This is a genomic window from Pelomonas sp. Root405, from assembly GCF_001425165.1.
Classification (GTDB): domain Bacteria; phylum Pseudomonadota; class Gammaproteobacteria; order Burkholderiales; family Burkholderiaceae_C; genus Pelomonas.
Map to the genome: position 1 here is coordinate 766,086 of NZ_LMDU01000014.1, position 25,869 is coordinate 791,954.

At 66.5% G+C, this 25,869-nt stretch carries 23 protein-coding genes; all 23 read right to left on the minus strand.

Going from position 1 to position 25,869, the window contains the following annotated elements; translation table 11 throughout:
- Positions 1 to 96: 96 nt before the first annotated feature.
- Complete coding sequence (gltX, locus tag ASC81_RS21410) at positions 97 to 1,503, minus strand: glutamate--tRNA ligase (protein WP_056271644.1); 1,407 nt, start codon at positions 1,501 to 1,503, stop codon at positions 97 to 99.
- Positions 1,503 to 2,726 (minus strand): O-succinylhomoserine sulfhydrylase, encoded by a 1,224-nt coding sequence (locus ASC81_RS21415; RefSeq protein ID WP_056271648.1) that lies wholly within the window; start codon positions 2,724 to 2,726, stop codon positions 1,503 to 1,505. The genes gltX and ASC81_RS21415 overlap by 1 nt, the downstream gene beginning before the upstream one ends.
- A gap of 4 nt (positions 2,727 to 2,730) precedes the next feature.
- The gene (purF, locus tag ASC81_RS21420) at positions 2,731 to 4,242 is read right to left on the minus strand and encodes an amidophosphoribosyltransferase (protein ID WP_056271651.1); all 1,512 of its coding nucleotides are present in this window, start codon (positions 4,240 to 4,242) and stop codon (positions 2,731 to 2,733) included.
- A 9-nt stretch (positions 4,243 to 4,251) separates the two neighbouring features.
- Positions 4,252 to 4,794 carry a CvpA family protein gene (locus ASC81_RS21425; protein ID WP_056271653.1) on the minus strand — a complete coding sequence of 181 codons (543 nt, stop codon included), beginning with the start codon at positions 4,792 to 4,794 and terminating at the stop codon, positions 4,252 to 4,254.
- Between the two features lie 6 nt (positions 4,795 to 4,800).
- Positions 4,801 to 5,553: an SPOR domain-containing protein gene (locus tag ASC81_RS21430; protein WP_056271656.1), complete on the minus strand. Its 753-nt coding sequence runs from the start codon at positions 5,551 to 5,553 to the stop codon at positions 4,801 to 4,803.
- Between the two features lie 15 nt (positions 5,554 to 5,568).
- On the minus strand, positions 5,569 to 6,879 hold the full coding sequence (gene folC / locus ASC81_RS21435) for a bifunctional tetrahydrofolate synthase/dihydrofolate synthase (protein WP_056271657.1): 1,311 nt from the start codon (positions 6,877 to 6,879) through the stop codon (positions 5,569 to 5,571).
- A gap of 100 nt (positions 6,880 to 6,979) precedes the next feature.
- The gene (gene accD / locus ASC81_RS21440; protein WP_056271660.1) at positions 6,980 to 7,852 is read right to left on the minus strand and encodes an acetyl-CoA carboxylase, carboxyltransferase subunit beta; all 873 of its coding nucleotides are present in this window, start codon (positions 7,850 to 7,852) and stop codon (positions 6,980 to 6,982) included.
- 3 nt (positions 7,853 to 7,855) lie between these two features.
- Entirely contained in the window at positions 7,856 to 8,656 is an 801-nt protein-coding gene (trpA, locus tag ASC81_RS21445) for a tryptophan synthase subunit alpha (protein ID WP_056271661.1), read from the minus strand.
- The gene (trpB, locus tag ASC81_RS21450) at positions 8,653 to 9,942 is read right to left on the minus strand and encodes a tryptophan synthase subunit beta (protein WP_056271666.1); all 1,290 of its coding nucleotides are present in this window, start codon (positions 9,940 to 9,942) and stop codon (positions 8,653 to 8,655) included. The genes trpA and trpB overlap by 4 nt, the downstream gene beginning before the upstream one ends.
- Positions 9,943 to 9,951: 9 nt before the next feature.
- Positions 9,952 to 10,602, minus strand: a complete 651-nt coding sequence (locus tag ASC81_RS21455) for a phosphoribosylanthranilate isomerase (protein ID WP_056271668.1) — start codon at positions 10,600 to 10,602, stop codon at positions 9,952 to 9,954.
- The gene (gene truA, locus ASC81_RS21460) at positions 10,590 to 11,372 is read right to left on the minus strand and encodes a tRNA pseudouridine(38-40) synthase TruA (RefSeq protein ID WP_056271671.1); all 783 of its coding nucleotides are present in this window, start codon (positions 11,370 to 11,372) and stop codon (positions 10,590 to 10,592) included. Before truA ends, ASC81_RS21455 begins: the two co-directional genes overlap by 13 nt.
- 93 nt (positions 11,373 to 11,465) lie before the next feature.
- On the minus strand, positions 11,466 to 13,958 hold the full coding sequence (locus ASC81_RS21465; RefSeq protein ID WP_082536699.1) for a FimV/HubP family polar landmark protein: 2,493 nt from the start codon (positions 13,956 to 13,958) through the stop codon (positions 11,466 to 11,468).
- Positions 13,959 to 14,273: 315 nt separating this feature from the next.
- Positions 14,274 to 15,395, minus strand: coding sequence for an aspartate-semialdehyde dehydrogenase (gene asd / locus ASC81_RS21470; protein ID WP_056271912.1), 1,122 nt, complete (start codon positions 15,393 to 15,395; stop codon positions 14,274 to 14,276).
- 85 nt (positions 15,396 to 15,480) lie between these two features.
- Positions 15,481 to 16,575, minus strand: coding sequence for a 3-isopropylmalate dehydrogenase (gene leuB, locus ASC81_RS21475; protein WP_056271674.1), 1,095 nt, complete (start codon positions 16,573 to 16,575; stop codon positions 15,481 to 15,483).
- A gap of 1 nt (position 16,576) precedes the next feature.
- On the minus strand, positions 16,577 to 17,224 hold the full coding sequence (leuD, locus tag ASC81_RS21480; RefSeq protein ID WP_056271678.1) for a 3-isopropylmalate dehydratase small subunit: 648 nt from the start codon (positions 17,222 to 17,224) through the stop codon (positions 16,577 to 16,579).
- A gap of 3 nt (positions 17,225 to 17,227) precedes the next feature.
- Positions 17,228 to 18,640, minus strand: a complete 1,413-nt coding sequence (gene leuC, locus ASC81_RS21485) for a 3-isopropylmalate dehydratase large subunit (RefSeq protein WP_056271681.1) — start codon at positions 18,638 to 18,640, stop codon at positions 17,228 to 17,230.
- Positions 18,637 to 19,530, minus strand: a complete 894-nt coding sequence (locus tag ASC81_RS21490; RefSeq protein ID WP_056271684.1) for a LysR family transcriptional regulator — start codon at positions 19,528 to 19,530, stop codon at positions 18,637 to 18,639. Before ASC81_RS21490 ends, leuC begins: the two co-directional genes overlap by 4 nt.
- An 82-nt stretch (positions 19,531 to 19,612) precedes the next feature.
- On the minus strand, positions 19,613 to 20,953 hold the full coding sequence (locus ASC81_RS21495; protein ID WP_156392342.1) for a phospholipase: 1,341 nt from the start codon (positions 20,951 to 20,953) through the stop codon (positions 19,613 to 19,615).
- A 249-nt stretch (positions 20,954 to 21,202) separates the two neighbouring features.
- The gene (locus tag ASC81_RS21500; protein WP_162245943.1) at positions 21,203 to 21,901 is read right to left on the minus strand and encodes a class I SAM-dependent methyltransferase; all 699 of its coding nucleotides are present in this window, start codon (positions 21,899 to 21,901) and stop codon (positions 21,203 to 21,205) included.
- A 119-nt stretch (positions 21,902 to 22,020) separates the two neighbouring features.
- Entirely contained in the window at positions 22,021 to 22,497 is a 477-nt protein-coding gene (locus ASC81_RS21505; RefSeq protein WP_056271692.1) for a VOC family protein, read from the minus strand.
- 5 nt (positions 22,498 to 22,502) lie between these two features.
- On the minus strand, positions 22,503 to 23,702 hold the full coding sequence (locus ASC81_RS21510; protein ID WP_056271695.1) for an NAD(P)/FAD-dependent oxidoreductase: 1,200 nt from the start codon (positions 23,700 to 23,702) through the stop codon (positions 22,503 to 22,505).
- On the minus strand, positions 23,695 to 25,740 hold the full coding sequence (locus ASC81_RS21515; RefSeq protein ID WP_056271696.1) for an acetyl/propionyl/methylcrotonyl-CoA carboxylase subunit alpha: 2,046 nt from the start codon (positions 25,738 to 25,740) through the stop codon (positions 23,695 to 23,697). Before ASC81_RS21515 ends, ASC81_RS21510 begins: the two co-directional genes overlap by 8 nt.
- Positions 25,733 to 25,864 (minus strand): hypothetical protein, encoded by a 132-nt coding sequence (locus tag ASC81_RS28110; RefSeq protein WP_255354449.1) that lies wholly within the window; start codon positions 25,862 to 25,864, stop codon positions 25,733 to 25,735. The genes ASC81_RS21515 and ASC81_RS28110 overlap by 8 nt, the downstream gene beginning before the upstream one ends.
- Between the last annotated feature and the right edge of the window lie 5 nt (positions 25,865 to 25,869).

Below are 25,869 nucleotides of genomic sequence, written 5' to 3' on the forward strand. Positions count from 1 at the left end.
TCTCGATTTCATCGCCACCTTAATTGATGACCGACTTGTCGTTAATCGCTTCGTTTGCAGCGCCGTTCAAGCGAGACCAAGAGTATATGACGAAAATCAGAGTGCTTGCAAGCGCTCGACGACTTTTTTCTGGGAGAAGTGTTCCAGCACCGCATCCAGGCTGGGCGTTTGCGTACGACCACACACCAGCACTCGGACCGGAACGGCGAGTTGCGGCATCTTCAGGCTATAGGTGGCGAGGGTTTCCTTCAACGCCTGCTGGATCGTCGACTTGTTCCATTCGACCAATGCAGACAAACGCTCCGCCAGCGAGGCAAGCGTTGGACGGACCGCATCCGTGACATGGACGGCCAGATCATCGGTCGACGGTGTCACCGGCACAAAGTACATTGACAGCCAGTCAGCCAATGCGGCGGTAGTGGCGCAGCGATCCTTGAACAGGCCAAGCTTGGGCTGCACCTGATCAACGTTCACTGCGATGCCTCTGCCCGCCATCTGGGCGACAACCAACTCCGCCAACCGAGCCTCGTCGATGTGTTTGATGTAGTGGCTGTTGACCCAGTCCAACTTGGCCGGGTCCCACTGCGCCGGGCTCTTTGACAAATGGCTGCCATCAAACCAGCTCACTATCTGCTGAGCCGAGAACAGCTCTTCGTCACCGTGGCTCCAGCCCAAGCGGGCGAGGTAGTTCAACATCCCCTCGGGCAAGTACCCGTTCAGCGCATAGTCCATCACGCTGACAGCACCGCGGCGCTTCGACAACTTGAGGCCGTCATCCCCAAGGATGATCGGCAAATGGCCAAACGACGGCAGCGGGGCACCCAGTGCATTGAAGATGTTGATCTGCCAGGGCGTGTTGTTGACGTGTTCGTCGCCACGAAAGACGTGGCTGATGCGCATGTCCCAATCGTCGACGACGACCGCGAAGTTGTAGGTCGGTACGCCGTCGGTACGCGCGATGATGAGGTCATCGATCTCGCGGTTATTGATAGTGATCGGGCCCTTGACGATGTCGTCCCAGGTCACGTCGCCTTCGACGGGGTTGGCGAAACGAATGACCGGCTTTACGCCTTCGGGCGGCGCGGGCAAGGTCTTGCCGGGCTCGGGGCGCCAGCGACGGTCATAGAGCGTCTTCTCGCCGCGCGCGCGCTGGGCCTCGCGCATGGCAGCGAGTTCCTCGGGCGTCGCGTAGCAACGATAGGCCTTGCCTTCGGCGATCAGTTGCTCGACAACGGCCTGATAGCGGTCCAGGCGCTGCATCTGGTAGATCGGGCCTTCGTCATAGTCCAGCCCGAGCCAGTTCATCGCCGCAATGATTTGCTCGACCGAGTCCTGGGTTGAGCGCGCCACATCGGTGTCTTCGATGCGCAGCACGAACTCACCGCCATGATGGCGGGCGTAGGCCCACGAGTACAGGGCCGTGCGCGCGGTGCCCAGGTGCAGGAAGCCGGTCGGCGACGGCGCGATGCGCGTGCGGACCTTGTCGAAAGCAGAGGAGCTCATCAGGTAGTCAAAGTGGAAAGGCCGCGATGCAGGTCGTCGCAGATGTCGTCGACATGCTCCAGGCCCACAGCCAGGCGGATCAACCCCTGGCCGATGCCAGCGGCCCGGCGCTGGTCCTCGGTGAGGCGGCCATGCGAGGTCGTCGCGGGGTGGGTGATGATGGATTTCGTATCGCCGAGATTGGTGGCGATGGAGACGACACGCGTGCTGTCGATGACGTGGAAGGCCGCCACGCGCGCCGCCTCGGGCGACTCGGCCTTCAGGTCGAAGGACAACACCGCCCCGCCCTGCCCGCTCTGCTGCCGCATGGCCAGTTCGTGCTGCGGATGAGATGTCAGGGACGGGTAGTGCACACGCGCAACCTCGGGGCGCGCCTCCAACCAACGTGCAACGGCCAGCGCCTGCTCGCTCTGCGCTTTGATGCGCAGCGACATCGTCTCCAGCCCCTTCAGCACCACCCAGGCGTTGAACGGTGCGAGCGTCATGCCTACGGTGCGCAGGATGGGGCCGAAGACGTCACGGATCAGCTTGTTCGGTCCGCAGAGGGCGCCCGCCATCACTCGGCCCTGGCCGTCCATGTATTTGGTGGCCGAGTGCATGACGATGTCGGTGCCCATCTCGATCGGGCGCTGCAGGGCCGGCGTCGAGTAGGTGTTGTCGACCGCGAGGATGGCTCCAGCGCCATGGGCGATGTCGGCCAGCGCACGGATGTCGCAAACCTCGGTCAGCGGGTTGGTCGGCGTCTCTGCAAACAGGAGTTTGGTTGTTGGCCGGACGGCCGCACGCCATTCGGCCAAATCGGTCTGCGAAACGAACGTCGTCTCGACACCGAACTTGCCGAACTCCTTGGCAAACAGGTTGATCGTCGAGCCGAACACGGAACGCGAGCAAACGACATGGTCGCCGGCCTTGAGCACGCCCATGCCCAGCAACAAGATGGCGCTCATGCCGGTGGAGGTGGCAATGGCGGCCTCGGTTCCTTCAAGAGCGGCCAGGCGCGCCTCCAGGCTGCGCACGGTCGGGTTGCTGGTGCGTGAATAGGTGAAGTCTTCGGAGTTGGAAAACTTGCGCGCCGAAGTTTCCGCATCGGGCTGCACGTAAGCCGTCGTCAGGAACAACGCTTCCGAGTTCTCGCCATGCTGGCTGGGCGCCAGCGCAGTGCGCACGGCCAGCGTCTCGGGGCGCAAGCCTGACGGCAGCGGACGGTGTGAGTTGTCGCTCATGCGCTCACCCTTCGCCACCGCTTTGCAGGGCCAGACGGCCCCTGGCATCGGCCTCTTCGTCACTGGGCTGGCTGGCACGCTGTTCGCGCATGGCTTCAAAGTCTGCCAGGCTGACGTCGCCAGTCACGTAGTGGCCGTCGAAGCAGCTGGCCTCGAAGCCGGCGAGCCCCGGGCGCAGCGCCGCGACAACGCGCTTCATCGCGTCCACGTCCTGGTAGATCAGCGCATCGGCCCCGATGTATTGCCGGATCTCCTCGATGCTGCGGCCATGGGCGATCAGCTCTTCCTTGGTCGGCATGTCGATGCCATAGACATTGGGATAGCGCACCGGCGGCGCGGCAGACGCCAGATAGACCTTGCGCGCACCGGCCTCGCGGGCCATCTGCACGATCTCCTTCGAGGTCGTGCCGCGCACGATGGAGTCGTCCACCAGCAGCACGTTGCGGTCCTTGAACTCCACGCCGATGGCGTTGAGCTTCTGGCGCACGCTCTTCTTGCGCGCGCCCTGCCCCGGCATGATGAAGGTACGGCCGACGTAGCGGTTCTTCACGAAACCCTCGCGGTAGGGCTTGCCGATGCGGTGGGCCAGCTGCATGGCCGACGGTCGGCTGCTTTCCGGGATCGGGATGACGACATCGATTTCGTTGGGCGGCATTGTCGAGATGACACGCTGGGCCAGGGTCTCACCCATGTTCAGTCGCGCCTGATAGACCGAGATGCCATCCATCACCGAGTCCGGGCGAGCCAGGTAGACGAACTCGAACATACAAGGGTTGAGCCTCGGCTGCTCGTTGCACTGCTCCGTGTGAAGCTTGCCGGTCATGTCGATGAACAGCGCCTCGCCGGGTGCGACGTCGCGCTCCAGCTGATGACCGGTGCCTTCTAGGGCGACGCTTTCGCTGGCCACCATGAACTCACCGTTCGCCGAGCGGCCGAAGCACAGCGGGCGGATGCCGAAGGGATCGCGGAACGCCAGCAAGCCCTGGCCGGCGATCAGCGCGATGACGGCATAGCTGCCCTTGATGCGCTTCTGCACCGCGCGCACGGCGGAGAAGACTTCCTTGGGCGTCAGCGGCAGGTCACGGGCGGCCATCTCCAGCTCGTGGGCCAGCACGTTGATCAGCACCTCGGTATCGCTCTCGGTGTTGATGTGACGGCGGTCGATGTCGAAGAGCTCGTCCTTCAGCGCGAGCGCGTTCGTCAGGTTGCCGTTGTGCACCAGCACGATGCCGAAAGGTGCGTTGACGTAGAAGGGTTGGGCCTCTTCCTCGCTGTAGGCGTTGCCGGCCGTCGGGTAGCGCACCTGGCCGAGGCCGATGCTGCCGGGCAGCGCGCGCATGTTGCGGGTGCGGAAGACGTCGCGCACCATGCCGCGCGCCTTGTGCATGAAGCACTTCTGGCCCTGCATCGTGACGATGCCGGCGGCATCCTGGCCGCGGTGCTGCAACAGCAGCAGCGCGTCATACAGAAGCTGGTTGACGGGAGAGGCAGCGAGAGCGCCGACGATGCCGCACATGGCGAGTCCTTAATCAGTCGATTCCGCTTCAGATGGGGTCATCGAGCGGGAAACAAAACGGGCAATGGGTTCGGGCAGCAGCGGGGACATGTCGCGCAGCACGCCACCAAGCACGGGCGCCGCGCGCGAGGCCTGCCAGGTGGCCGACTCGGCCAGCGGTGAGGCGCCGATGATCAGCACCAGCAGCAGCGCGATGAACAAGCCGCGCAGCGCGCCAAAGCCCGCGCCTCCCAGGCGGTCCACTACCGACAGCGGCGTTGCATGGATCAGCGCCTTCACCAGTCGCGAGGCTAGGCTCCAGATGATGAGCACCACAAAGAAGGCAATGGCCAGCGCGGCGACATGCAGCGCAGCTGGGCTCAATGCGCTGGTCATGGCAGTTGGCAACATCTCGGCGACGACGGGGGCCAGCGGCGACGCGGCGAAATACGCGACCACCCAGCCCGCCAATGACATGACTTCAAAAATCAGGCCGCGCCACAGACCGATGCCGATGGAAATCAGCAGCACGCCCGCCAGTGCGAGGTCGACCCAGCTGAGCGCAAAGTCCATGGCGGCCTAGAGCGTCAGGATGGCGCCGGGCAGACCCGCCGCCTTGAGCTTGGCAGCCGCGCGCTCAGCCTCGTCGCGATTTGCGAACGGCCCAAGGCGCACACGAATGCGGCGGCCATCGCCCGTGTCGACGGCCTGGGCGTAGGTCTTGAGGCCGAGCTTCTCGACTCTGCCGCGCATGTCCTGAGCCGACTTGCTCTCGCCGTAGGCACCCACCTGGACGATGTAGCGCGCGGCGGCGGCGGGCGCCTTGGCGGCGACGTCCTTGCCTTCCAGCAAGGCCTGCGCGCGGGCACCGTCATTCGCCGCAGGTTTGGGTTTGTCCACGGGCTTGTCAACAGGTTTGTCGGCAGCCTTCTCCGCGGGCTTCACGGGCGGCGCTTCGGCCACCTGTTCGGCGGGCTTGTCGACCGGCTTCTCGGCCAACTGAGGCTCAGGCACCGGCGCCGGCTGCGGCGCCGACGCGGCCTGCGCCAGCGGCTCGCGCGTCGGCACGGCCAGCGGCGGCGCGGTGTCCTTGCGCGGGATCTCGATGGGCAGGTCGACCGGAATGGGTCGCGGCTGGGTCTCGAAGATCAGCGGGAAGCCGACCACGCCGGCAGCGACCAGCACGGCGGCACCGATGAGGCGGCGTCGCGCCCGCAGTCGCAGCACCTGCACATCGTCGGCCGCACTGACCTTGGCGTCAGACCTGGTCGACTTCTTGGGCGCCGCCGCGGCAGCGTCCTCGTCGCGTTTGAGGAAGGAGAACAGGCCCATCGGCGGCGTCTGGCTTCAGTGGAGGGTGGGAGGTGTCGGCTCGGCAGCGCCGGCCGTCACACGGGGCAGGCCCTGCTGGAGCACCCCGCCGACGGTGTAGAAGGAACCGAAGACGAGGATTCTATCGGCCGTGGTCGCCCCGGCCGCCGCCGCGTGCAGGGCGTCCAGCGGCTTGGCATGCGTGTGCGTCGCCGCCCCGGCCGGCGTCTTCAACCCCGCGGCGAGGAAGGCCGCCTGGAGCTGCTCCGCCGTGGCCGCGCGCGGCATGGGCAGATCGGTGAAATGCCAGACGTCCACCAGCGGCGCAATGCGGGCGAGGATGCCGGCCAGGTCCTTGTCCGCCATCGCGCCGAAAACGGCGTGCGTGCGCGGAAAAAAGCCCATCTGGTCGAGGTTTTGCGCCAGCGCCGCGACGGCGTGCGGGTTGTGCGCCACGTCCAGCACGACGGCTGGCTGGCCTGGCAGCACCTGGAAGCGGCCGGGGAGTTCAACGAGCGCGAGACCCGTGCGGACGGCCTGCGCGCTGATCGGCAGACGGTCGTGCAAGGCCTCGAATGCTGCCAGCGCGCCAGAAGCGTTCAGCAGTTGATTGACCCCGCGCAGCGCCGGATACGCCATGCCGGAGAAGCGCTTCGCTCGCCCAACCCATTGCCACTGCTGGCGGTCACCACTGAAGCTGAAGTCGCGGCTGAGCTGGCGCAGGTCGGCGCCGAGTTCCGCGGCGCGTGCGGCCAGCGATGCTGGTGGCATGGGGTCGCTGACGACGACGGGCCGGCCGGCGCGCATGATGCCGGCCTTCTCGCGGCCGACGCTCTCGCGGTCCGTGCCGAGGAACTCGGTGTGGTCAAGGTCGATGCTGGTGATGACGGCGCAGTCGGCGTCGATGACGTTGACCGCATCCAGCCGACCACCCAGGCCCACTTCGAGGATGACGAGGTCCAGCGGCTCATGCTGCAGGCGCCGCATGATGGCCAGCGTGGTGAACTCGAAATAGGTCAGCGTGATGTCGCCACGCGCAGCTTCCACGGCTTCGAAATGCGATTCAAGCGACTCAGCGCCCACCGGCGCGCCGCCCACGCGGCAGCGCTCCTGGAAGTGCACCAGATGCGGCTTGATGTAGAGCCCGACGCGGTAGCCCGCATGCAGCGCGATGGACTCCAGCATCGCGCAGGTCGAGCCCTTGCCGTTGGTGCCGGCCACGACGATGGTCGGGCATTCGAAGGCGATGCCCAGCCGCTCGCACACTGTCGCCACGCGCTCCAGCGTCATGTCGATGGTCTTGGGATGCAGGCGCTCGCAGTGGGCGAGCCAGTCATCAAGCGTCATGGCGAATCACTAACCAGGTTGTTTGCGCGGTTCACGCGCGAACAGCCAACAAAAACAAAAGCCAGGCACAGGGCCTGGCTCGAAACATTGCGGGCGGCGTTCAGGCGACAGCGTCCGCGCTTTGGCGTTGCAGCATCGCCAGCTGGCGGGCAATCGTTTCGCGCAATTGGCGACGGTCCACGATCATGTCGACGGCGCCCTTCTCCACCAGGAACTCGGCACGCTGGAAGCCGGCGGGCAGCTTCTCGCGCACGGTGTTCTCGATGACGCGCGGGCCGGCGAAACCGATCAGCGCCTTGGGCTCGGCCAGCACGATGTCGCCGACGAAGGCAAAACTGGCCGACACGCCGCCCATGGTCGGGTCGGTCAGCACGCTGATATACGGCAGTTTGGCCTTGGCCAGCCGCGTCAGCGACGCGTTGGTCTTGGCCATCTGCATCAGGGACAGCAGGCCTTCCTGCATGCGCGCACCGCCAGTTGCCGTGAAGCAGATGAAGGGTGTCTTTTGTTCGATGGCCGACTCGACGCCGCGCACGAAGCGCTCGCCGACGACCGAACCCATGGAACCGCCCATGAAGTCGAATTCGAAGCAGGCCGCCACGACCGGCACGCTCATCACGGCGCCACCCATGACGACCAGTGCGTCCGTCTCGCCGGTGTTCTCCAGCGCTTCCTTCAGGCGGTCGGGATACTTCTTGCTGTCCTTGAACTTCAGCGCGTCGACCGGCAACACCTCCTGGCCGATCTCGTAGCGACCTTCGCCGTCCAGGAAGGCATCCAGCCGCGCCCGCGCGCCGATGCGATGGTGATGCGAGCACTTGGGGCAGACATTGATGTTCTGTTCCAGGTCGGTCTTGTAGAGCACCGTCTCGCAGCTCGGGCACTTGATCCACAGGCCTTCGGGAACAGTCCGGCGGTCGGCCGGGTCACCTTGCTGGATCTTGGGCGGGAGGAGTTTGTCGAGCCAACTCATGTGTCAGTCCTTGTCGAGTGCCGCGCGAATTTCACGGATGAACGCCGCGCCGGTGAGGGCGACATTATCGGCTGGCTGCCGTTCCAGCAATTCGACCAGCTTGGAACCGATGACGACCGCGTCCGACACGTCGGCGACCGCACGCGCCGTCGCCCCGTCACGGATGCCGAAGCCCACACCCACCGGCGTGCTGACGTGCTGCCTGATGCGCGGCACGGCCTCGGCGACGGCAGCCGTGTTCAGGTGACCCGCGCCGGTCACGCCCTTCAGCGATACGTAGTAGACGTAGCCGCTGGCGAGCTTGCCTACCTGGGCCATGCGCGCCTCGGTGGACGTGGGCGCGAGCAGGAAGATCGCATCCATATCGGCCGCACGCAGGGCAGCGGCAAAGTCCTCACACTCCTCGGGCGGGTAATCGACGACCAGCACGCCGTCAACGCCGGCCGCCTTGGCGTCGGTCACGAACGCCTGCTGGCCGTAACGCTCGATGGGGTTGGCATAGCCCATCAGCACCAGCGGCGTGCGGGAATTCTTAGCGCGGAAGTCACGCACGAAGGCCAGCACCTGACGCAGGCCGATGCCCTGTTTGAGCGCCCGCTCGCCCGCACGCTGAATCACGGGGCCATCGGCCATGGGGTCGGAGAAAGGCACGCCGAGTTCGATGACATCGGCCCCGGCCTCGGCCATGGCGAGGAGCAATTCAACCGTGGCAGCAGGATACGGGTCGCCGGCGGTGACGAAGGGAATCAGGGCCTTGCGTCCCTGCGCCTTCAAGGCCGCAAAGGTGGTGGTGATGCGGCTCATGCCTTCGCTCCCGGCAGCGTCACGACCGAGTCGCCACCCTTGACCGATTGGCCACGGCATGACGGGCGGCAATAGAAGTCGGCTTGGGAAAGGTCAGCCACGGTGCCGATGTCCTTGTCGCCGCGGCCGGACAGGTTGACGAGCAGGATCTGGTCCTTGGCCATGGTCGGCGCGATCTTCATCGCATGCGCCACCGCGTGGCTCGATTCCAGCGCCGGGATGATGCCCTCGGTGCGGCAGAGGTGATGGAAGGCCGCCAGCGCCTCGGCATCCGTCACGCCGACGTACTCGGCCCGGCCGATGTCCTTCAAATGGGCATGCTCCGGGCCGACGCCGGGGTAGTCCAGGCCGGCCGAGATGGAGTGCGTCTCGGTGATCTGGCCGTCGGCGTCCTGCAGCAGATAGGTGCGGTTGCCGTGCAGCACGCCGGGGCTGCCGGCCGAAAGCGTCGCCGCATGCCGGCCGCTTTCCATACCCTCCCCCGCCGCCTCCACACCGATCAGGCGCGTGGTCTCGTGCGGGATGTAGGGGTAGAAGATGCCGATGGCATTGCTGCCGCCGCCCACGCAGGCCAGTACGGCGTCGGGCTGGCGGCCGGTCATTTCCGGCATCTGGACCAGGCATTCGTCCCCGATGACGCGCTGGAAGTCGCGCACCATCATCGGATAGGGGTGCGGGCCGGCCACGGTGCCGATGATGTAGAAGGTGTTCTCGACGTTGGTGACCCAGTCGCGCATCGCCTCGTTGAGCGCGTCCTTCAGCGTCTTGCTACCGCTCTCAACCGGCACGACGGTCGCGCCAAGGAGCTTCATGCGGTAAACATTGGGGCTTTGGCGCTTCACGTCCTCACTGCCCATGTAGACCACGCATTCCAGGCCGTAGCGGGCGCAGATCGTCGCCGTGGCCACGCCGTGCTGGCCGGCGCCGGTCTCGGCGATCACGCGCGGCTTGCCCATGCGCTTGGCCAGCAGGGCCTGGCCAATGACGTTGTTGATCTTGTGCGCGCCGGTGTGGTTGAGGTCCTCGCGCTTGAGGTAGATCTGCGCGCCGCCCAGCTCGCGGCTCAGGCGGTCGGCGTGGTAGATCGGGCTCGGGCGGCCGACGAAGTGCTTGAGCTCTCGCTTGTACTCCGCAATGAACTCGGCGTCGTTGCGGTAGTGGGCATAGGCGTCCTTGAGCTGGTCAAGCGCATGGACGAGGGTCTCTGAGACAAAGCTGCCGCCGAAGGTTGCCGTACCGGCATGGCGGAAATGCCCGGTGGCATCGGGCTGGTCGTACTGGAACATGGTCTTCCCCTACTGGGAGAGTGCTGCATCGGCGCCGTCATCAGCGAGACGGACCGCGCGGCAGAACTCGTGGATCAGGTCGGCGCTCTTGATGCCTTTCGACACCTCCACGCCGGAACTCACATCAACGGCCCAGGGCCGCACCTTGGCGATGCCATCGGCGACGTTTGCTGCATTCAACCCACCAGACAAAACGAGGCGAGAGCTGACGCTTGGAGGAATGAGTGACCAATCGAAGACCTTGCCGCCACCGCCATAACCTTCGACGGGGGCGTCGAGCAGGATGGCCTGGGCGCTGGGAAAACGGAAGCTGAAGTCTACCAAGTCGAAGCCGGGACGCATGGCGGCCGCACGCAGATAGGGCCTCTGCACGCGCTCGCAGTCAGTCACCACCTCGTCGCCATGGAACTGCACAAGCATGTTGGGCAGGGCCTCGATGCCTGCCTGCAGTTCAGCGTCTGTAGCGTTGACGAACAGTCCCACCGGCGTCACGAAGGGCGGCAGCAGCCGAGCGAGCGCCCTCGCCCGCTCCGGCGTCACGGCGCGCGGACTCTTGGCGTAGAAGACAAAGCCGATGGCATCAGCGCCGGCTTCAACCGCCGCAGCCACGTCGGCTTCGCGGGTCAGGCCGCAGATCTTGATTCGGGTCATGGCAACCATTTCAGAGCCGCGACCTCGCGCGGGATATCGAGTTCGGCATCGTAGGTCGGGCCGAGGAAGTAGAGGCCGTCGGGGGCGAACGTCGGGGCCGCCACCTTGCGGTCGCGCGCGGCGAGCACGTCGGACACCCAGTCCGCCGAGCGCGTGCCGCTGCCCACCGCGAGCAGGCAGCCCATCAGGTTGCGCACCATGTGATGCAGGAAGGCACTGGCCTCGAACTCGAAGCGCCAGTAGGCGCCGCGGCGCTGCACGGTGATCTCGCGCAGCGTCTTGACCGGCGACGCCGCCTGGCACTCGGAAGAGCGGAAGGACGAAAAGTCGTGCTCGCCGACCAGTCGCCCCGCGGCCGCTTCGAGCGCGGACTGGTCGAGCGGGCGGAATACCCAGCCGCACTGTCCTGACTCGATGGCCGGCCGCACGGCGGACTCCAGCAGCAGATAGGCATAACGCCGCCCGCGTGCGGAGTTGCGCGCATGGAAGCTGTCGCCGGGAAAGCGGCACCACTGGATGGCAATGTCGGGCGGCAAGTAGCGGTTGCTGCCGCGCACCCACGAGAACTGCTCACGCACGACCTCGGTATCGAAGTGGACGACCTGGTTGATGCCATGGACACCGGCATCGGTACGGCCGGCGCACATCGTGCGAATCGGCTGGGCGGCGAAGGCGGACAAGCCCTTTTCAAGCGCGTCCTGCACGGTGCGGCCGTCGGGCTGGCTTTGCCAACCGTTGTAGCCGCCGCCGCGGTAGCTCACGCCAAGTGCAACTCGCATCGATTCAGAAATGATCAGGCGGGTGCGCGGTTCACGCGCTGCCCGCCAACAAAAACGCCCGGCCGGGCCGGGCGTCGAAGTATCGCGCCGCGCCTAGCGCAGGTCGTTCAACATGGCTTGCGCGCGGTCGCGCAAGGAGCCGCTGGCGCGCTGGATCAGTTCCTGCAGCACCTCGCGGGCGCCTTCGGTATCGCCGATCTGCCGGAACTCGTCGGCCAGTTCGAGCTGGCGCAGCAGCGGGTCGCCGTCGTCATCGCCCAGCGCATCAAGCGCCTGGGCGAGGTGATCGGGGTTGGTCTCGCCGGGCAGGGTGGGTTCGCCCAGGTCGAAGTCCAGGTCGGTGGGCGCGGTCGGCGCCGACGACACGTTTGGCAGGCCGCCCATGCCGCTCAGGTCGAAGCTCAGGTCTGGCGCCGGCGGTGCGGTGCGCGCGCCGCGACCGGAGATGTCGAAGTCCATCGTCAGCGGCGCGTGCTCGACCGAAGCCGGCATGGCCTGGGTCGCAGCCATCGCATTCGGCGAGACCGGCTCGACCGCATCGAGGTCCAGATCCAGCGCCAGATCGAAACCGCTGACCGGGCCGGTGTCCGGGCCGCCGCGTGCCATCGAGTCGGTTGCCAGATGAGCCGCCGCAGCCGCGTGGGCGCCGCTCGGCAAGGCCGTCTGCGGCAAGGTGCTGGCATTCATCGGCTCGGGACGCAACTCGGGGCCGTCCTCAACGTGGGCCGGCGCGCCGCCGGGTTGGTAGAGCGGGTTGTCCGGGTCGATGCCGCGGCCCATCTCCTGCGCCTTGGCCCAATCTTCGCCAGAGCCCTTGGTTTCGGCATAGAGCTGCACGGCCAACTGCTCGAAGCCCTTGGTGTCGCGGCGCTTGGCGTAGACCTCCAGCAACTTGAGGCGAATGGCCAGGCGCGTCGGATTGGCGCGCAGGGCTTCCTTGAGGATTTCCTCGGCTTGCAGGTCGCGGCCATAGGCCAGGTAGACGTCGGCCTCGGCCACCGGATCGACGTCGCCGATGGCGTCGAGCTGGCTCAGCGAGTAGCTCATCGACGACTGGCCGCTGTTCTGCGCGTCGCGCGTGTCGACACGCTGGCCACCGGTGCCGCCAAAGAACGAGTCCGGCTGCAGGCGGCTTTCGTGGAAACCGGTCTCGGCCGCATTGGCCGGGCGGCGCGAACGCAGGCGATAAAGGCCCAGGCCGCCGAGCACGGCAACGAGGACGCCAGCGAGCGGCAGGACAATGGGGCTGTCGAGCAATTGCTCGATGAAGCCAGGCGGCTCGGCAGCCGGCGGCGGGGCGAGCGGCGCGCTTGCGCGCGCGGCTGGCCTGGACGGCGCTGCGCTGGCAGCGGCGACGATGGGCTCCGGGACGGAGGCGGCTGCCGATGCGGCGTCGACGGTCGCGACGACCGCGGGCAAGGTCGGCGCTGCGGTCGGCGCGGGCGCCTCGGATGCACCGGCCGCAGCAGGCTTGGCCGCGCTGGAGAGCTTCTTGAGCTCCTCGACATTGCGGGTCAGCTCAGCAACGCGCGCAGCGGCATCTTTCTTCTCGGTGTCCTTGGACAGCTTGGCTTCCGCCACGCTTGCAGCGGGGGCCCCGGCCTTGCTCAGCGTCAGCTTGTCCGGCGTGGGCGCGGCGGCGGGCTTTCGGTCTTCGACCGCGGCCTGCACCTGGCCCTTGGATTGACGCTCGCTCTCGTTGGTCTGCAAGGTTGGCGCCGCCGACGCGAGGCGCTGGCGATAGGCCGAGAAATCGGCGCTCTGGGCCAAGATGATCTGACGCGCCTCGCTGTTCGAAACCGACCCCAGCGTGTCGCCAGCAGGCACCTGCAGCACCGAGCCGGCCTTGAGCCGGTTCATGTTGCCGCCGATGAAGGCATCGGGGTTGTTGCGGAACAGGCCCACCAGCATCTGATCCAAGGAAATGCCGCTGGCCTGGGTGCGCGCAGCGATCTTGGACAGCGAATCGCCGGGGCGCACCGAATATTCGGAGGCTGCGGTAACGGACGGGCGCACCGCTGCTGGCGCTGGCGCAGGCGTGCGGGCAACCGCCGCCGGTGGCGTCGCAGAGCCGTTGCGCGGCAACGCCGTCGTCACGGCCGGCGCTGGCGCGGGCACGGCCTCGCTCGAAACGGGTGCAGCTGGAGCCGCCGCCATGGCGGGCGGCGCAGTGATGACCGGTGCGGGCTTGGGCAGGCTGGGCGGATCGAAAAGCAGTGTGTATTCGCGCACCAGGCGGCCACTGGCCCAGGTCACCTCAAGGATGACATCGACGAAGGGCTCCTGCACCGAGCGGTCGCTGCTGACCCGCAGCACCGTGCGCCCGTTGTTGCGCACGACCTGCACCTGGGCCGAGGTCAGGACGGGGTTGTATTCGACGCCGGACGAGCGGTAGGACTCGGGCGGGGCGACGCGCACTTTGAGCGTCGCAGCTTCTTCCGGCGTCAGGCTGGTGACGTCGATCTCGGCACGCATCGTCTCGCCGAGCGCGGATTGGACATTCAACCGCCCCAGCCCGAGCGCCTGCGCACTCCCGCTGATGACGAGCAAGGCGGCGAGCGCGAGGTGGTGACGAGCAAAGCCCATGGGTCGAACTCCCCCGAATGCGTCGCGAATGTGGTCTTTCAAGGCATTCCCCAAAGCAACAAGGCGGAGCCCTGGGCCCCGCCTTTCTCGATCTTCAGCACGCGCTGCATGAACCGGGTCTGCACGCTGGTTTGCACGTCATGGCCTTGTCGAGTCTGGAATCAAAAACACAACGGGATCAAGCATATACGCTGAAATGCTCAAGGGGTATGTGATGTGTCGTTTCGATTCAATATCCGGACCGGGGTGAACCCTAGGTCAAACCGTAAAAGACCGTAAGTGAATACGCCTCGCGCGGGCGAGGCGTCGTCGTACTCAGCGTTCGAGCAGGATGCGCAGCATCCGGCGCAGCGGCTCGGCCGCACCCCACAGCAGTTGGTCACCGATGGTGAAGGCGCCAAGGTACTCGGGGCCCATGGCGAGCTTGCGCACACGACCGACGGGGATGGTCATCGTGCCCGTCACCGCCACTGGGGTCAGGTCACGGATGGTGGCGTCGCGCGTGTTGGGCACCAGCTTCACCCATTCGTTGTCGGCGGCGATCATGGCTTCGATGTCGGCCAGCGGCACGTCCTTCTTGAGCTTAAAGGTCAGGGCTTGGCTGTGGCAGCGCATGGCGCCGACTCGGACGCAGAAACCGTCGACGGGGATGGCCTGAGCCGATCCATTGCCGAGGATCTTGTTCGTCTCGGCCATGCCCTTCCACTCTTCCTTGGACATGCCATTGCCCAGGTCCTTGTCGATCCAGGGGATCAAGGAGCCACCCAGCGGCACGCCGAAGTTGGCGGTCTCGTCGGCCGACAGCGAGCGCTGCTTGGCGATGACCTGGCGGTCGATCTCGAGGATGGCGCTCTTGGGGTCGTCCAGCAGCGGCTTGACGGCGGCATTCAGCGTGCCGTACTGCGTCAGCAGTTCGCGCATGTGCTGAGCACCACCGCCGGAAGCGGCCTGGTAGGTCTGCGTGGACATCCATTCGACGAGCCCGGCCTTGTACAGCGCGCCCACGCCCATCAGCATGCAGCTGACGGTGCAGTTGCCGCCGATCCAGTTCTTGCCGCCGTTGCTCAGCGCCTGGTCGATGACCGGGCGGTTGACGGGGTCCAGGATGATGACGGCGTCATCGGCCATGCGCAGCGTCGAGGCGGCGTCGATCCAGTGGCCCGTCCAGCCAGCAGCGCGCAGCTTGGGGTAGACCTCGCTCGTGTAGTCGCCGCCCTGGGCGGTGATGATGATGTCGCAGCGCTTGAGCTGGTCGATGTCGAAGCCGCTCTGCAGCGTCTTCTCGTTCTTGGCCTGGGCCGGGGCAGCGCCGCCGGCGTTGGAGGTCGAGAAGAACAGCGGCTCGATCAGGTCGAAATCGCGCTCAGCGGTCATGCGATCCATGAGCACCGAGCCCACCATGCCGCGCCAGCCTACGAGGCCTACCAAGGTCGTCATCATCTTTCCTTTGCTTCACCAAACCCCATCCACTTCGGGCCCCGGCTCGTTCGCCGGGTTTGGAGGGGCGAGACGAGACGGAGCGTTAGCTCTTGATGGTTTTCGTGGTCGTAATGGCTTTGACGACAGCGTCGCCCATCTCGAGGGTCGTGACCTTCGAGGTGCCTTCGGACCAGATGTCGGCCGTGCGCAAGCCCTGGGCCAGCACCGACTGCACGGCCGTCTCGATACGAGCGGCAGCGTCGGCTTGGTTGAGGGAGAACTTGAGCATCATGGCAGCGGACAGGATTGTAGCCAGCGGGTTGGCGATCCCCTTGCCCGCGATGTCCGGCGCGCTGCCGTGGCTGGGTTCGTAGAGGCCCTTGTTGTTGGCATCCAACGAGGCGGACGGCAGCATGCCGATGGAGCCGGTCAGCATCGCCGCTTCGTCCGAGAGGATGTCGCCGAACATGTTGCCGGTCACGACGACGTCGAACTTCTTGGGCGCCTTGACGAGCTGCATGGCGGCGTTGTCCACGTACATGTGGTCCAGCTCGACATCGGGGTACTGGGCGTGGACTTCGATGACGATGTCCTTCCAGAACTGCGAGGTCTCCAGCACGTTGGCCTTGTCGACGCTGGTCAGGCGCTTGCTGCGCTTGCGGGCCGCCTGGAAGGCGACGTGGGCGATGCGCTCGATCTCGGGGCGCGAATAGCGCATCGTGTCGAAGGCTTCGTCGGCGCCGGGGAAGTGGCCGTCCACGGCCGTGCGACGGCCGCGGGGCTGGCCGAAGTAGATGTCGCCGGTAAGTTCGCGGATGAGCAGGATGTCCAGGCCGGCAACCAGCTCGGGCTTCAGCGATGACGCATGCGTCAGTTGCTCGTAGCAGATGGCCGGGCGAAAGTTTGCAAACAGGCCCAGCGCCTTGCGCAACCCGAGAATGGCCTGTTCAGGCCGCAGCGAACGCTCCAGCTTGTCGTACTTCCAGTCGCCCACGGCGCCGAACAGCACCGCGTCGGCTTCCTGCGCCAGCTTCAGCGTGGCGGGCGGCAGCGGGTGGCCGCTGGTGTCATAGGCCTTGCCGCCGACGTCGGCCCAGTCGAGTTGCAAAGGCAGGTCCAGTGCGTTCAGCACCTTGACGGCCTCGGCCATGATCTCGGGGCCGATGCCGTCGCCCGGCAGTACTGCAATCTTCTTCATCTCAAATCACTCGGTTGTTCAGCCAGGGCTTGCTGGCGATGCGCGCGGCCTCAAAGGCGCGGATCTTGTCGGTGTGCTGCAGCGTCAGGCCGATCTCGTCGAGGCCGCCGATCAGGCACTCCTTGCGGAAGGGCTCGATGTCGAAGGGCAGCTCGGCGCCGTCGGGCTTGACCACCACCTGGCGCGGCAGGTCGACGATGAGTTGGTAGCCGGGAAAGGCATAGACCTCGTCGAACAACTGCGCGATGGCGCGCTCGGGCAGCACGATGGGCAGCAGCCCGTTCTTGAAGCAGTTGTTGAAGAAGATGTCGGCGAAGCTGGGCGCCAGGATGGCGCGGAAGCCGTACTGCTGCAGCGCCCAGGGCGCGTGCTCGCGGCTGGAGCCGCAGCCGAAGTTGCTGCGCGCGATCAGCACGCTGGCACCGGCATAGCGCGGCTGGTTCAGCACGAAGTCGGGATTGAGCTTGCGGCTGGCCGGGTCCTGGCCGGGCTCGCCGTGGTCCAGATAGCGCCACTCGTCGAACAGGTTGGGGCCGAAGCCGCTGCGCTTGATCGACTTCAGGAACTGCTTGGGGATGATGGCGTCGGTATCGACGTTGTCGCGGTCCATCGGCGCGACCAGCCCTTTATGGATGGTGAACTTGTCCATGACTTAGCTCAACGTGCGGACGTCGACAAAGTGACCGGCCATCGCTGCGGCGGCAGCCATCGCGGGGCTGACGAGGTGGGTGCGGCCACCGGCGCCTTGGCGGCCTTCGAAGTTGCGGTTGCTGGTGGAGGCGCAGCGCTCGCCCGGCTCAAGCCGGTCGGCGTTCATCGCCAGGCACATGGAGCAGCCCGGCTCGCGCCACTCGAAGCCGGCGGCCTTGAAGACCTGGTCCAGGCCTTCGGCCTCGGCCTGCGCCTTGACGAGGCCGGAGCCCGGCACGACGAGGGCCAGCTTGATGTTCTTGGCCAGGCGCCCGCCCACGCGCTTCACGACGGCGGCGGCTTCGCGCATGTCCTCGATGCGGCTGTTGGTGCAGGAGCCGATGAAGACCTTGTCGACATGGATGTCGCTGATGGCCTTGTTGGGCTCCAGCGCCATGTACGTCAGCGCGCGCTCGATGGCGCCCCGCTTGACAGCGTCCTTTTCCTTGTCGGGATCAGGCACGCGGTCGTCGACGGACAACACCATCTCCGGCGAGGTGCCCCAGGTCACTTGCGGGCGGATCTGCGCGGCATCCAGCTCGACGATCTTGTCGAAATGAGCGCCGGCGTCGGTGTGCAGCGTGCGCCAGTAGGCGACGGCCTGATCCCATTCGACACCATTCGGCGAGAAGGGGCGGCCTTTGACGTAATTGATCGTCGTGTCGTCCACGCCGATGAGGCCTGCGCGAGCGCCGGCTTCGATGGCCATGTTGCAGACGGTCATACGACCTTCCATCGAGAGTGAGCGGATGGCCGCGCCCGCGAACTCGATGGTGTAGCCGTTGCCGCCGGCCGTGCCGATTTTGCCGATGATGGCCAACACGATGTCCTTGGCGCCGACGCCCTTGGGCAACTGGCCTTCGACCTTGACAAGCAGGTTCTTGGCCTTCTTGGCCGACAGCGTCTGCGTGGCCAGCACATGCTCGACCTCACTCGTGCCGATGCCATGCGCCAGCGCACCAAAGGCCCCATGCGTGGACGTGTGGCTGTCGCCGCAGACGACGGTCATGCCGGGCAGCGTCGCGCCCTGCTCCGGGCCGATGACGTGCACGATGCCCTGGCGCTTGTCGTTCATCTTGAACTGCGTGATGCCGACGCGGTCGCAGTTGGCGTCCAGCGTGTCGACCTGCAGTTTGGATATCGGGTCGGCGATGCCTTGCGAGCGGTCCGTGGTCGGAACGTTGTGGTCGCTGACGGCCAGGTTGGCGCTAAGGCGCCAGACCTTGCGGCCGGCCAGGTCCAGGCCTTCGAAGGCCTGCGGGCTGGTCACCTCATGGACGAGATGGCGGTCGATGTAAAGCAGCGCCGTGCCATCGGGCTCGGTGTGCACGACATGCTCATCCCAGAGCTTGTCGTAAAGGGTTCGTGCGGTCATTGCTTCTCGCGGGGAATGAGGGTGTCGACAAAGCGCTGCACGACGGTCGGCAGGCGCTGTTGGCGCAGCACACCCAGGTAATAGTCGCGTTCGGCCCACGACTCTTCAAGTCGCAGGCAGCGCACGCCGAAGACGCGTGTGAAGCGTTCGGCCGGTTGTTCAGGCAGCACGGCCACGCCAAGGCCGGACTCGACCAGCTGCGCGATGCCGTCGAAGCCGCGCACCTGCCAGCGTGCGTTCAAGGTCTTGCCCAGCACCGCTGCCTGCTCGCGCATCAACTCCTGGGCGCTGGCGCCGGCATGCAGGCCGATGAGGTCATAGGCCATCAGGTCATCGAAGGTGACGGCCTCCTTGTTGGCCAGCGGGTGCTTCAGCGGCACCAGGGCCGCCAGGCGCCCGGTCGCGAATGTCCAGGTCTGCACGCGGTTGTCGAGCACGGGACCGGCGAAGACGCCGACGTCCGCACGGCCTTCGGCCACCGCCGCCTGCACCTCGGCGCTGGTCAGGTCTTCCAGGCTGATGCGGATCTGCGCATGCGCTTGCGAAAACTCCACCAGATAGGGCGGCAGGCACTCGGCAATCGCGCTAGTGTTGGAGGCGATGCGCAGATGACCCTTGATGCCGCGCGAGAACTCCATGACCTCGGTTTCGAGGGCATAGAGCGACGCGTGCAGCGAACGGATGTGGCGCACCAACGCCCGCCCCGCCTCGGTCGGCTCGACGCCGCGGGCGCGGCGCTCGAAGAGCTGCACACCCAGGCGACTTTCCAGGTCAGAAAGGCGCTTGCTGGCGGCCGCCAAAGCCAGGTGTTCCTGGGCAGCACCGCGGGTGATCGAGCGCGTCTGCTCGATGGCCAGCACGAGGTTGAGGGTGGTGAGGTCGTGTCGCATGATGAGTTGGACTCCAGCATAGCCTTCGCGAAGAAGGCGATTCTGCGCCAGAAAGCGACGGCCGCTTCGCGAACGACGAATTTCAACGGCGGGGTTGAGCCGCCTCTTTCAGCATGCCGCGCACTGCGTTCCGACTGTGTGCGCCGAAGTGGCCGAGCAGCTCTGCGACGGCCCCTTGCAAGGCATCGCGCTGGCCTTGCATGTCGCGCGTCAGTTCAGGGCCAAACCGCGCCTCGTTGGCGGCGAAATCCAAATTGGGGTCAGTGACAAATTTCGCCGGCGCGCCGACAACGACGGCCGCATCCGTCGCCGGCCCTGCCTTGAAGGCCTCGGCCGCGACGACCTCTCGCACATAGTCGAACCCCCAGGCCGGGTAGCGCGCGTCGCGAGCCGTGTCGCGCAGGGCCAATTCGAGCGGGCCATCGCGGCGCTGCTGCGCGTTGTCGATGATCCAGCGGGTCTGGAACTGCTCCAGCACGAAATGGCGATTGCTCTGCAGCACCACCAACCCCTGGCGGTCAGCCGGAGCGCCGAGCTGCGCCTTCAGGTTGACCCACATCATGTGGCCCAGCGTCGCGCCCGGTGCAGCGCTGGCGTGATAGGGCTGCGTTAGGTCCTCGACATGGTGCAGGGCCATGCCCGCAAAGCGCCAACCCCAGTAGGCATGGCCGGTCTGCCAGGCGAGCGCGGCCAATGCGCTGTACTGCTGCACGCGCAGCTCCGTGAAGGTGCGCGCAAAGCTGGGCGCCAGCGTGTTGAAGATGGTGCCCTGGTGGAAAAAGCCCATGTGGAAAGGCGCCTGCGAGCCGATGGCGACCGCCGCGTTCCCGAACGGCTGCTTACCGAAGCCGTAAGCCGGGTCGGCCGGGCTGCCCGGGTTGTCGTCGAACAGATTGAGGTCGTGGCCATAGTCCGGCTCGTCGCAGGCCGACGCCAGCACGGCCAGGGGTGCCACCGCCTCGCCGGGCTGCAGCGCCACGAAGCGCTGGGTTGCGCCCTTGCCCGGGGTGGCAGCACTGACCACGCCGACATCCAGTGCAGGGCGGCTGGCGTCGGGGTTGCGCGGGTCGATCTGAAGATAGAGCGCCAGCCTGGCCTGGGGCGACAGACGCAGCGCACGCAGGACGGCGGCGCGTCGTTCGTCGTCACTCCGCTTGGCGTCGGCCACAAAGCGCAGCGCCTCGGGGCGTGGCGCATGCCCCTTCAGGCGCTCGCGCAGCAACGCTTCCTGAGCGTCCAGCCTGGCGGCAATGGCGGCCTCCTGCGCGCGCAGGAAATCGACGAGGGGCTCGGCCTTGACGGCCGCTGCGTTCGCCACCTCCGGCATGCGCTCGAAGGCCCGGTAGCACATGGGGGTGTGGTTGCCCCAGGCCTGCGCGAAGGTCGGCAGCAGCAGGGCGAACAAAACGGTGTAGGGACGCATCGGCGGCAGCGGCGTGAGAAGCCGCGCATTCTGGCCCGCGCCGAGCAAAGCCTTGCGACCGAACTCGCGAAATGGCTTGTGGCCCCCTCGCCTCCCGGTGTGCCACGGGCCGGTGAGCCCAGCGCAGCACGCGCAAGTTTTGCTGGGTGCAGATTAGGCGCAGCTGGAATTCAGCGGAAGCAGTGATTCCTCAAGCGGCGCTTCGCAGGCCGGGAAGTCGCGGCGCCGGCGGACTGAAGCGCCGGCCAGTCATGCGGGCCCCGGCTTCGTTCGGTGAGCGACGCAGACAAACTGCTGATAGCGGGTGTCATCGAACCGACCCGAGAGCATGCGGTTGAGCAAAGCGATCTTCCAGGGCAGTTCGCCGGCGTTGACGCCATCGCAGGTCGTCAGCGCCAGACCGGCCCGCTCAAACAGTTCCGGCAGACTTTTACGCGTGAAGAACCGCAGATGGGTGCGGTCAAGAATGCCGCAGTTCGCATAGTCCCAACGGCCGCCAAGGAACAGTGCGTTCAGCGTTGGCCAATGCCGAATATTGGGCAGAGACGCCACCACGCAGCCGTCGGCTGCGAGATGGCGGCCGATCCGCTGCAGGACGGCCCAAGGATCGACGAGGTGCTCCAGCACGTCATTGGCGACGACGCAATCGAAGGGCGCTTCGTCGCTCAGGCTGTCGAGTGCGGCCTCGACGGGCGCCTGGACCAACCGGTCAAAGACGTTGGCTGCCTTTCGGGCAGCGTCCGGATACGGCTCGATGCCCACGGCATAAATGCCACAGCGTTCGGCCTTCAAGCCTGCCATGAACCGGCCTTCTGCGCAGCCGATCTCCAGCAAGCGCAGGCTGCCGGCGGGCACGAAGGGCCTGACCTCCGGTCGTGACTGTTCGTAGTAGACAGACGTCACCTGAACCTCCCGTTTGCGCAGCGCCCCTGTTTGAAGATCGGCCAAGCGACCACTGGTTGGATTCGGCCTGGGCATCAGCCTTCCAACGACCGCGCGCATCTTGCACCGCGAAGCCCAAGCGTTCCATCCCTATCGCCCGGACCGCTACCGTCCCGCAGAAGCTATCAGTCCGCCTTGAGTGCCGTGAGGACTTCCGCTGGCGCCTGGACGAGTTCAATCAGCACACCCTCGCCGCCAAACGGGAACTGCTCGCTGCCCTTGGGATGCACGAAGCAGATGTCGTGGCCAGCGGCGCCTTTGCGAATGCCGCCCGGCGCAAAGCGCAGCCCTTGCGCCTCCAGCCACTGCACTGCCGCAGGCAGGTCGTCCACCCACAGGCCGACGTGGTTGAGCGGCGTGGCATGCACGGCCGGCTTCCTGTCGGGGTCCAGCGGCTGCATCAGGTCCACCTCGACTGCATGCGCGCCCTGCCCCAGCGTGCAGATGTCCTCGTCGACGTTCTCGCGCTCGCTGCTGAAGCTGCCGGTCACCGGCAGGCCGAGCAGGTCGACCCACAGGCGACGCAGGCGGACCTTGTCGAGGCCGCCGATGGCGATCTGCTGCAGGCTTAGGATCTTGAAGGGGCGAGTCGATGGGGTCATGGCATTCAGAGTTTGAGCCGCCCCCACAGCCAGCCGGTCTTGACGCCGGCCAGCGTGGCGATGGACTGTTGATGGATATAGGGCAGGCGCCCACCCCACCCGAAGAAGCGGTCCCGCAGCCAGGGCGCGACGACGGCGTGGGACTGGAACATCGGCGTCAGGCCCTTGCTGGCCTGGCCGTAGAAGCGCAGATGGGCGCGGCGGCGCCGGCTGTAGCGCTCGAAGACGCGCGGCCAATCGCTGTCGACCTCCGCCGCGAGCTCGTGCGCATCGATCAGCGCCATGTTGGCGCCCTGCCCCAGCTGCGGGCTCATGCCGTGGGCGCAGTCGCCGAGGGCGAGCACGCGGCCGTCATGCCAGCGTGACATCCAGACATCGGCATAGCGGGCCTCGCGCAGCTGGGCCGCATCAACCAGGCCGGCCAGCAGCGGCGCGACGTCGGGAAAGAGATCGGTCATCTGCTGCTTGAGACGGCTCAGGCCGATGCGCTGATGCCAACCGTCGAGTTCGACCACGGGCAAGCTCCAGAACAGATTGATGCCGTGCTCGGCGTCGTCATGGTCCACCTTGCCGACGGGCATCAAGCCGAGCATCTTGGCCGCGGACTGAAAGCGCTGGCGCAGCTCGATCTGTGGAAAGCCCGGCGGTGCCGGCAGCACCGTCCAGACGGCGCCCCAGGGAAACGCTTGCGCGCGTTGGCGGACCTTCATGCCGTCGCGCAGCCTGGAGAAGCTGCCGTTGGCCAGGACCAGCGCGGCATGCCTGGCGGTGCGGCCATCGGGCATGCGCAGTGTCACGCCCGCCTCGTCCTGCTCGAAGCCCTCGACCGCCACGCCGCAATGCCAGCGGATGTTCAGCTCGCGCAGGCGCTTCCACAACAGGCCCATCAGTGCGCCACGCTGAATGCCCAGGCCATAGGCGTCGGGATGAAAACGCCGATAGCTCATGTCCAGCACCGCGCGCCCGGATGGCGTGTCGCCGAACAAGCGGTCCACGCGCGTGCCGAGCAGCAGCGCCTCGTCCAGCAGGCCCATGGCCGCGAGCACGCGCTGACCCGTCGGTTGCAGCAGCAGCCCCGCGCCGATGGGGCGCGGCTCGGGCACGGCTTCGTACAGGTCGACCGGCACGCCACGCTCGGCAAGCCGGATGGCCGCCGCAGCGCCGGCGACGCCCGCGCCGACGATGGCAACCGTCGCTTCAGGCAAAGCGCAGGATGGGCTGGTCCACCGCCAGGCTCTCGCCCGGTTTGGCCAACACCTCGGCGACCGTGACGTCTTGTGACGCAGTGAGGATGTTCTCCATCTTCATCGCCTCGATGACTGCAAGCCGCTCGCCGGCCTGCACGGTCTGCCCGACGTCGGCGCCAAGATGGACAAGCAGCCCGGGCATGGGCGAGAGCAGCAGCTTGGACGTGTCGGGCGGCGCCTTGTAGGGCATCAGTGCCTGCAGTTCGGCAGCACGCGGGCTCAGCACCGTCAGCTCGATGGAACGGCCACCGTGATGGATGCGATAGGCCAGCGGGTTCTTGGCCGTGCCGCGCTCGGCCTGCGCCGTGAACGCCAGACCGTTGACGGTGCCGCTGATGCGCACATCGTTCAGCCGCGAGTTGGAGGCGATGCGGTAGTCCTTCTCGCCGACCTGCACACGCGCCTCGCCCAAGGCGCCCGCGAACTCGCTGATGTGCAGCGCATGGCGCTCGCTGCGGCCTCCACCCACGTTCACGACGGCGACATAGTCGTGCTCGATCTGCACCTCGTGGCCGCGCAGCTGGCCGCTGATGCCGGCCTCGCGCTCGCGCGCCTTGCGACGGATGAAACCTGCCAACGCCACCAGAAAAAGCGGGTCGGCATGCGGCACGTCCTCGGCCTTGAAGCCGGCGGCGTAGTGCTGGGCGATGAAGCCGGTGTTGAAGTTGCCGGTCGCGAAGTCCGCATGGCCGAGCAGCGCCGCCTGGAAGGGAATGTTGCTCGACACGCCGCGGATCACAAAGCCGTTCAGCGCCTCGCGCATCTTGGCGATGGCGTCCCCTCGGTCGCGGCCGTGCACGATGAGCTTGGCGATCATCGAGTCGTAGAACATCGGAATCTCGCCGCCCTCGTAGACGCCGGTGTCCACACGCACGCCAAAGCGCTGCGGCTCGGCCTGCGCCATCGTCGTCTCGGGCGGCTGATAACGCACCAGTCGCCCGGTGGAAGGCAGGAAGTTGCGGAACGGATCTTCCGCATTGATGCGGCACTCGATCGCCCAGCCCTCGCGCCTGATCTGCTCCTGCGTGAACGTCAGCGGCTCGCCCGCGGCGACGCGGATCATCTGCTCGACCAGATCCAGCCCGGTGATGCACTCGGTGACCGGGTGCTCCACCTGCAGCCGCGTGTTCATCTCCAGGAAGTAGAAGCCCTGATCCTTGCCGACGACGAACTCGACCGTGCCAGCGCTCTGGTAGCTGACGGCCTTGGCCAGCGCCACTGCCTGCTCGCCCATCGCGCGGCGCGTGGTCTCGCTGATGAAGGGCGACGGCGCTTCCTCGATGACCTTCTGGTGGCGGCGCTGGATGGAGCATTCGCGCTCCCACAAGTAGACGACGTTGCCTTGCGCATCGCCCAGCACCTGGATCTCGATGTGGCGGGGCTCCTCGACGAACTTCTCGATGAAGACGCGGTCGTCGCCGAAGCTGTTGCGTGCCTCGTTGCGGCAGGACGTGAAGCCCTCGAAGGCTTCCTTGTCGTTGAAGGCCACGCGCAAGCCCTTGCCGCCGCCACCGGCGCTGGCCTTGATCATGACCGGGTAGCCGATCTTCGCGGCGATGCCGACAGCCTCTTCGGCCGACAGGATGGGCTCGTTGTGGCCGGGGATGGTGTTGACGCCGGCCGCGGTCGCCAGCTTCTTGGACGCGATCTTGTCGCCCATCGCGGTGATGCTGCCGTGCTTGGGGCCGATGAAGACCAGGCCTTCCTCCTCGACGCGGCGCGCGAAGGCTTCGTTCTCGCTGAGGAAGCCGTAGCCGGGGTGGATGGCCTGCGCGCCGGTGCTCTTCGCGGCGGCAATGATCTTGTCGGCGACGAGATAGCTCTCGCGCGACGGCGCCGGACCGAGCAGCACGGCCTCGTCGGCCAGCTCGACATGGCGGGCGTCCTTGTCCGCTTCGGAATAGACGGCCACGGTGGCGATGCCCATCTTCTTGGCAGTCGCGATCACGCGGCAGGCGATTTCCCCGCGGTTGGCGATGAGAATTTTGTCAAACATGGGGTGGCTCCGCGGGGAACTCGCCTGCCTGTCCGGCTGCGCCGTCCAGCAAGCCATTTGTCGCTAAAGCGACCGCGCCTTCGGCGTGGGTACCCCGATTGGCGATGAGGATCTTGTCAAACATGGTTG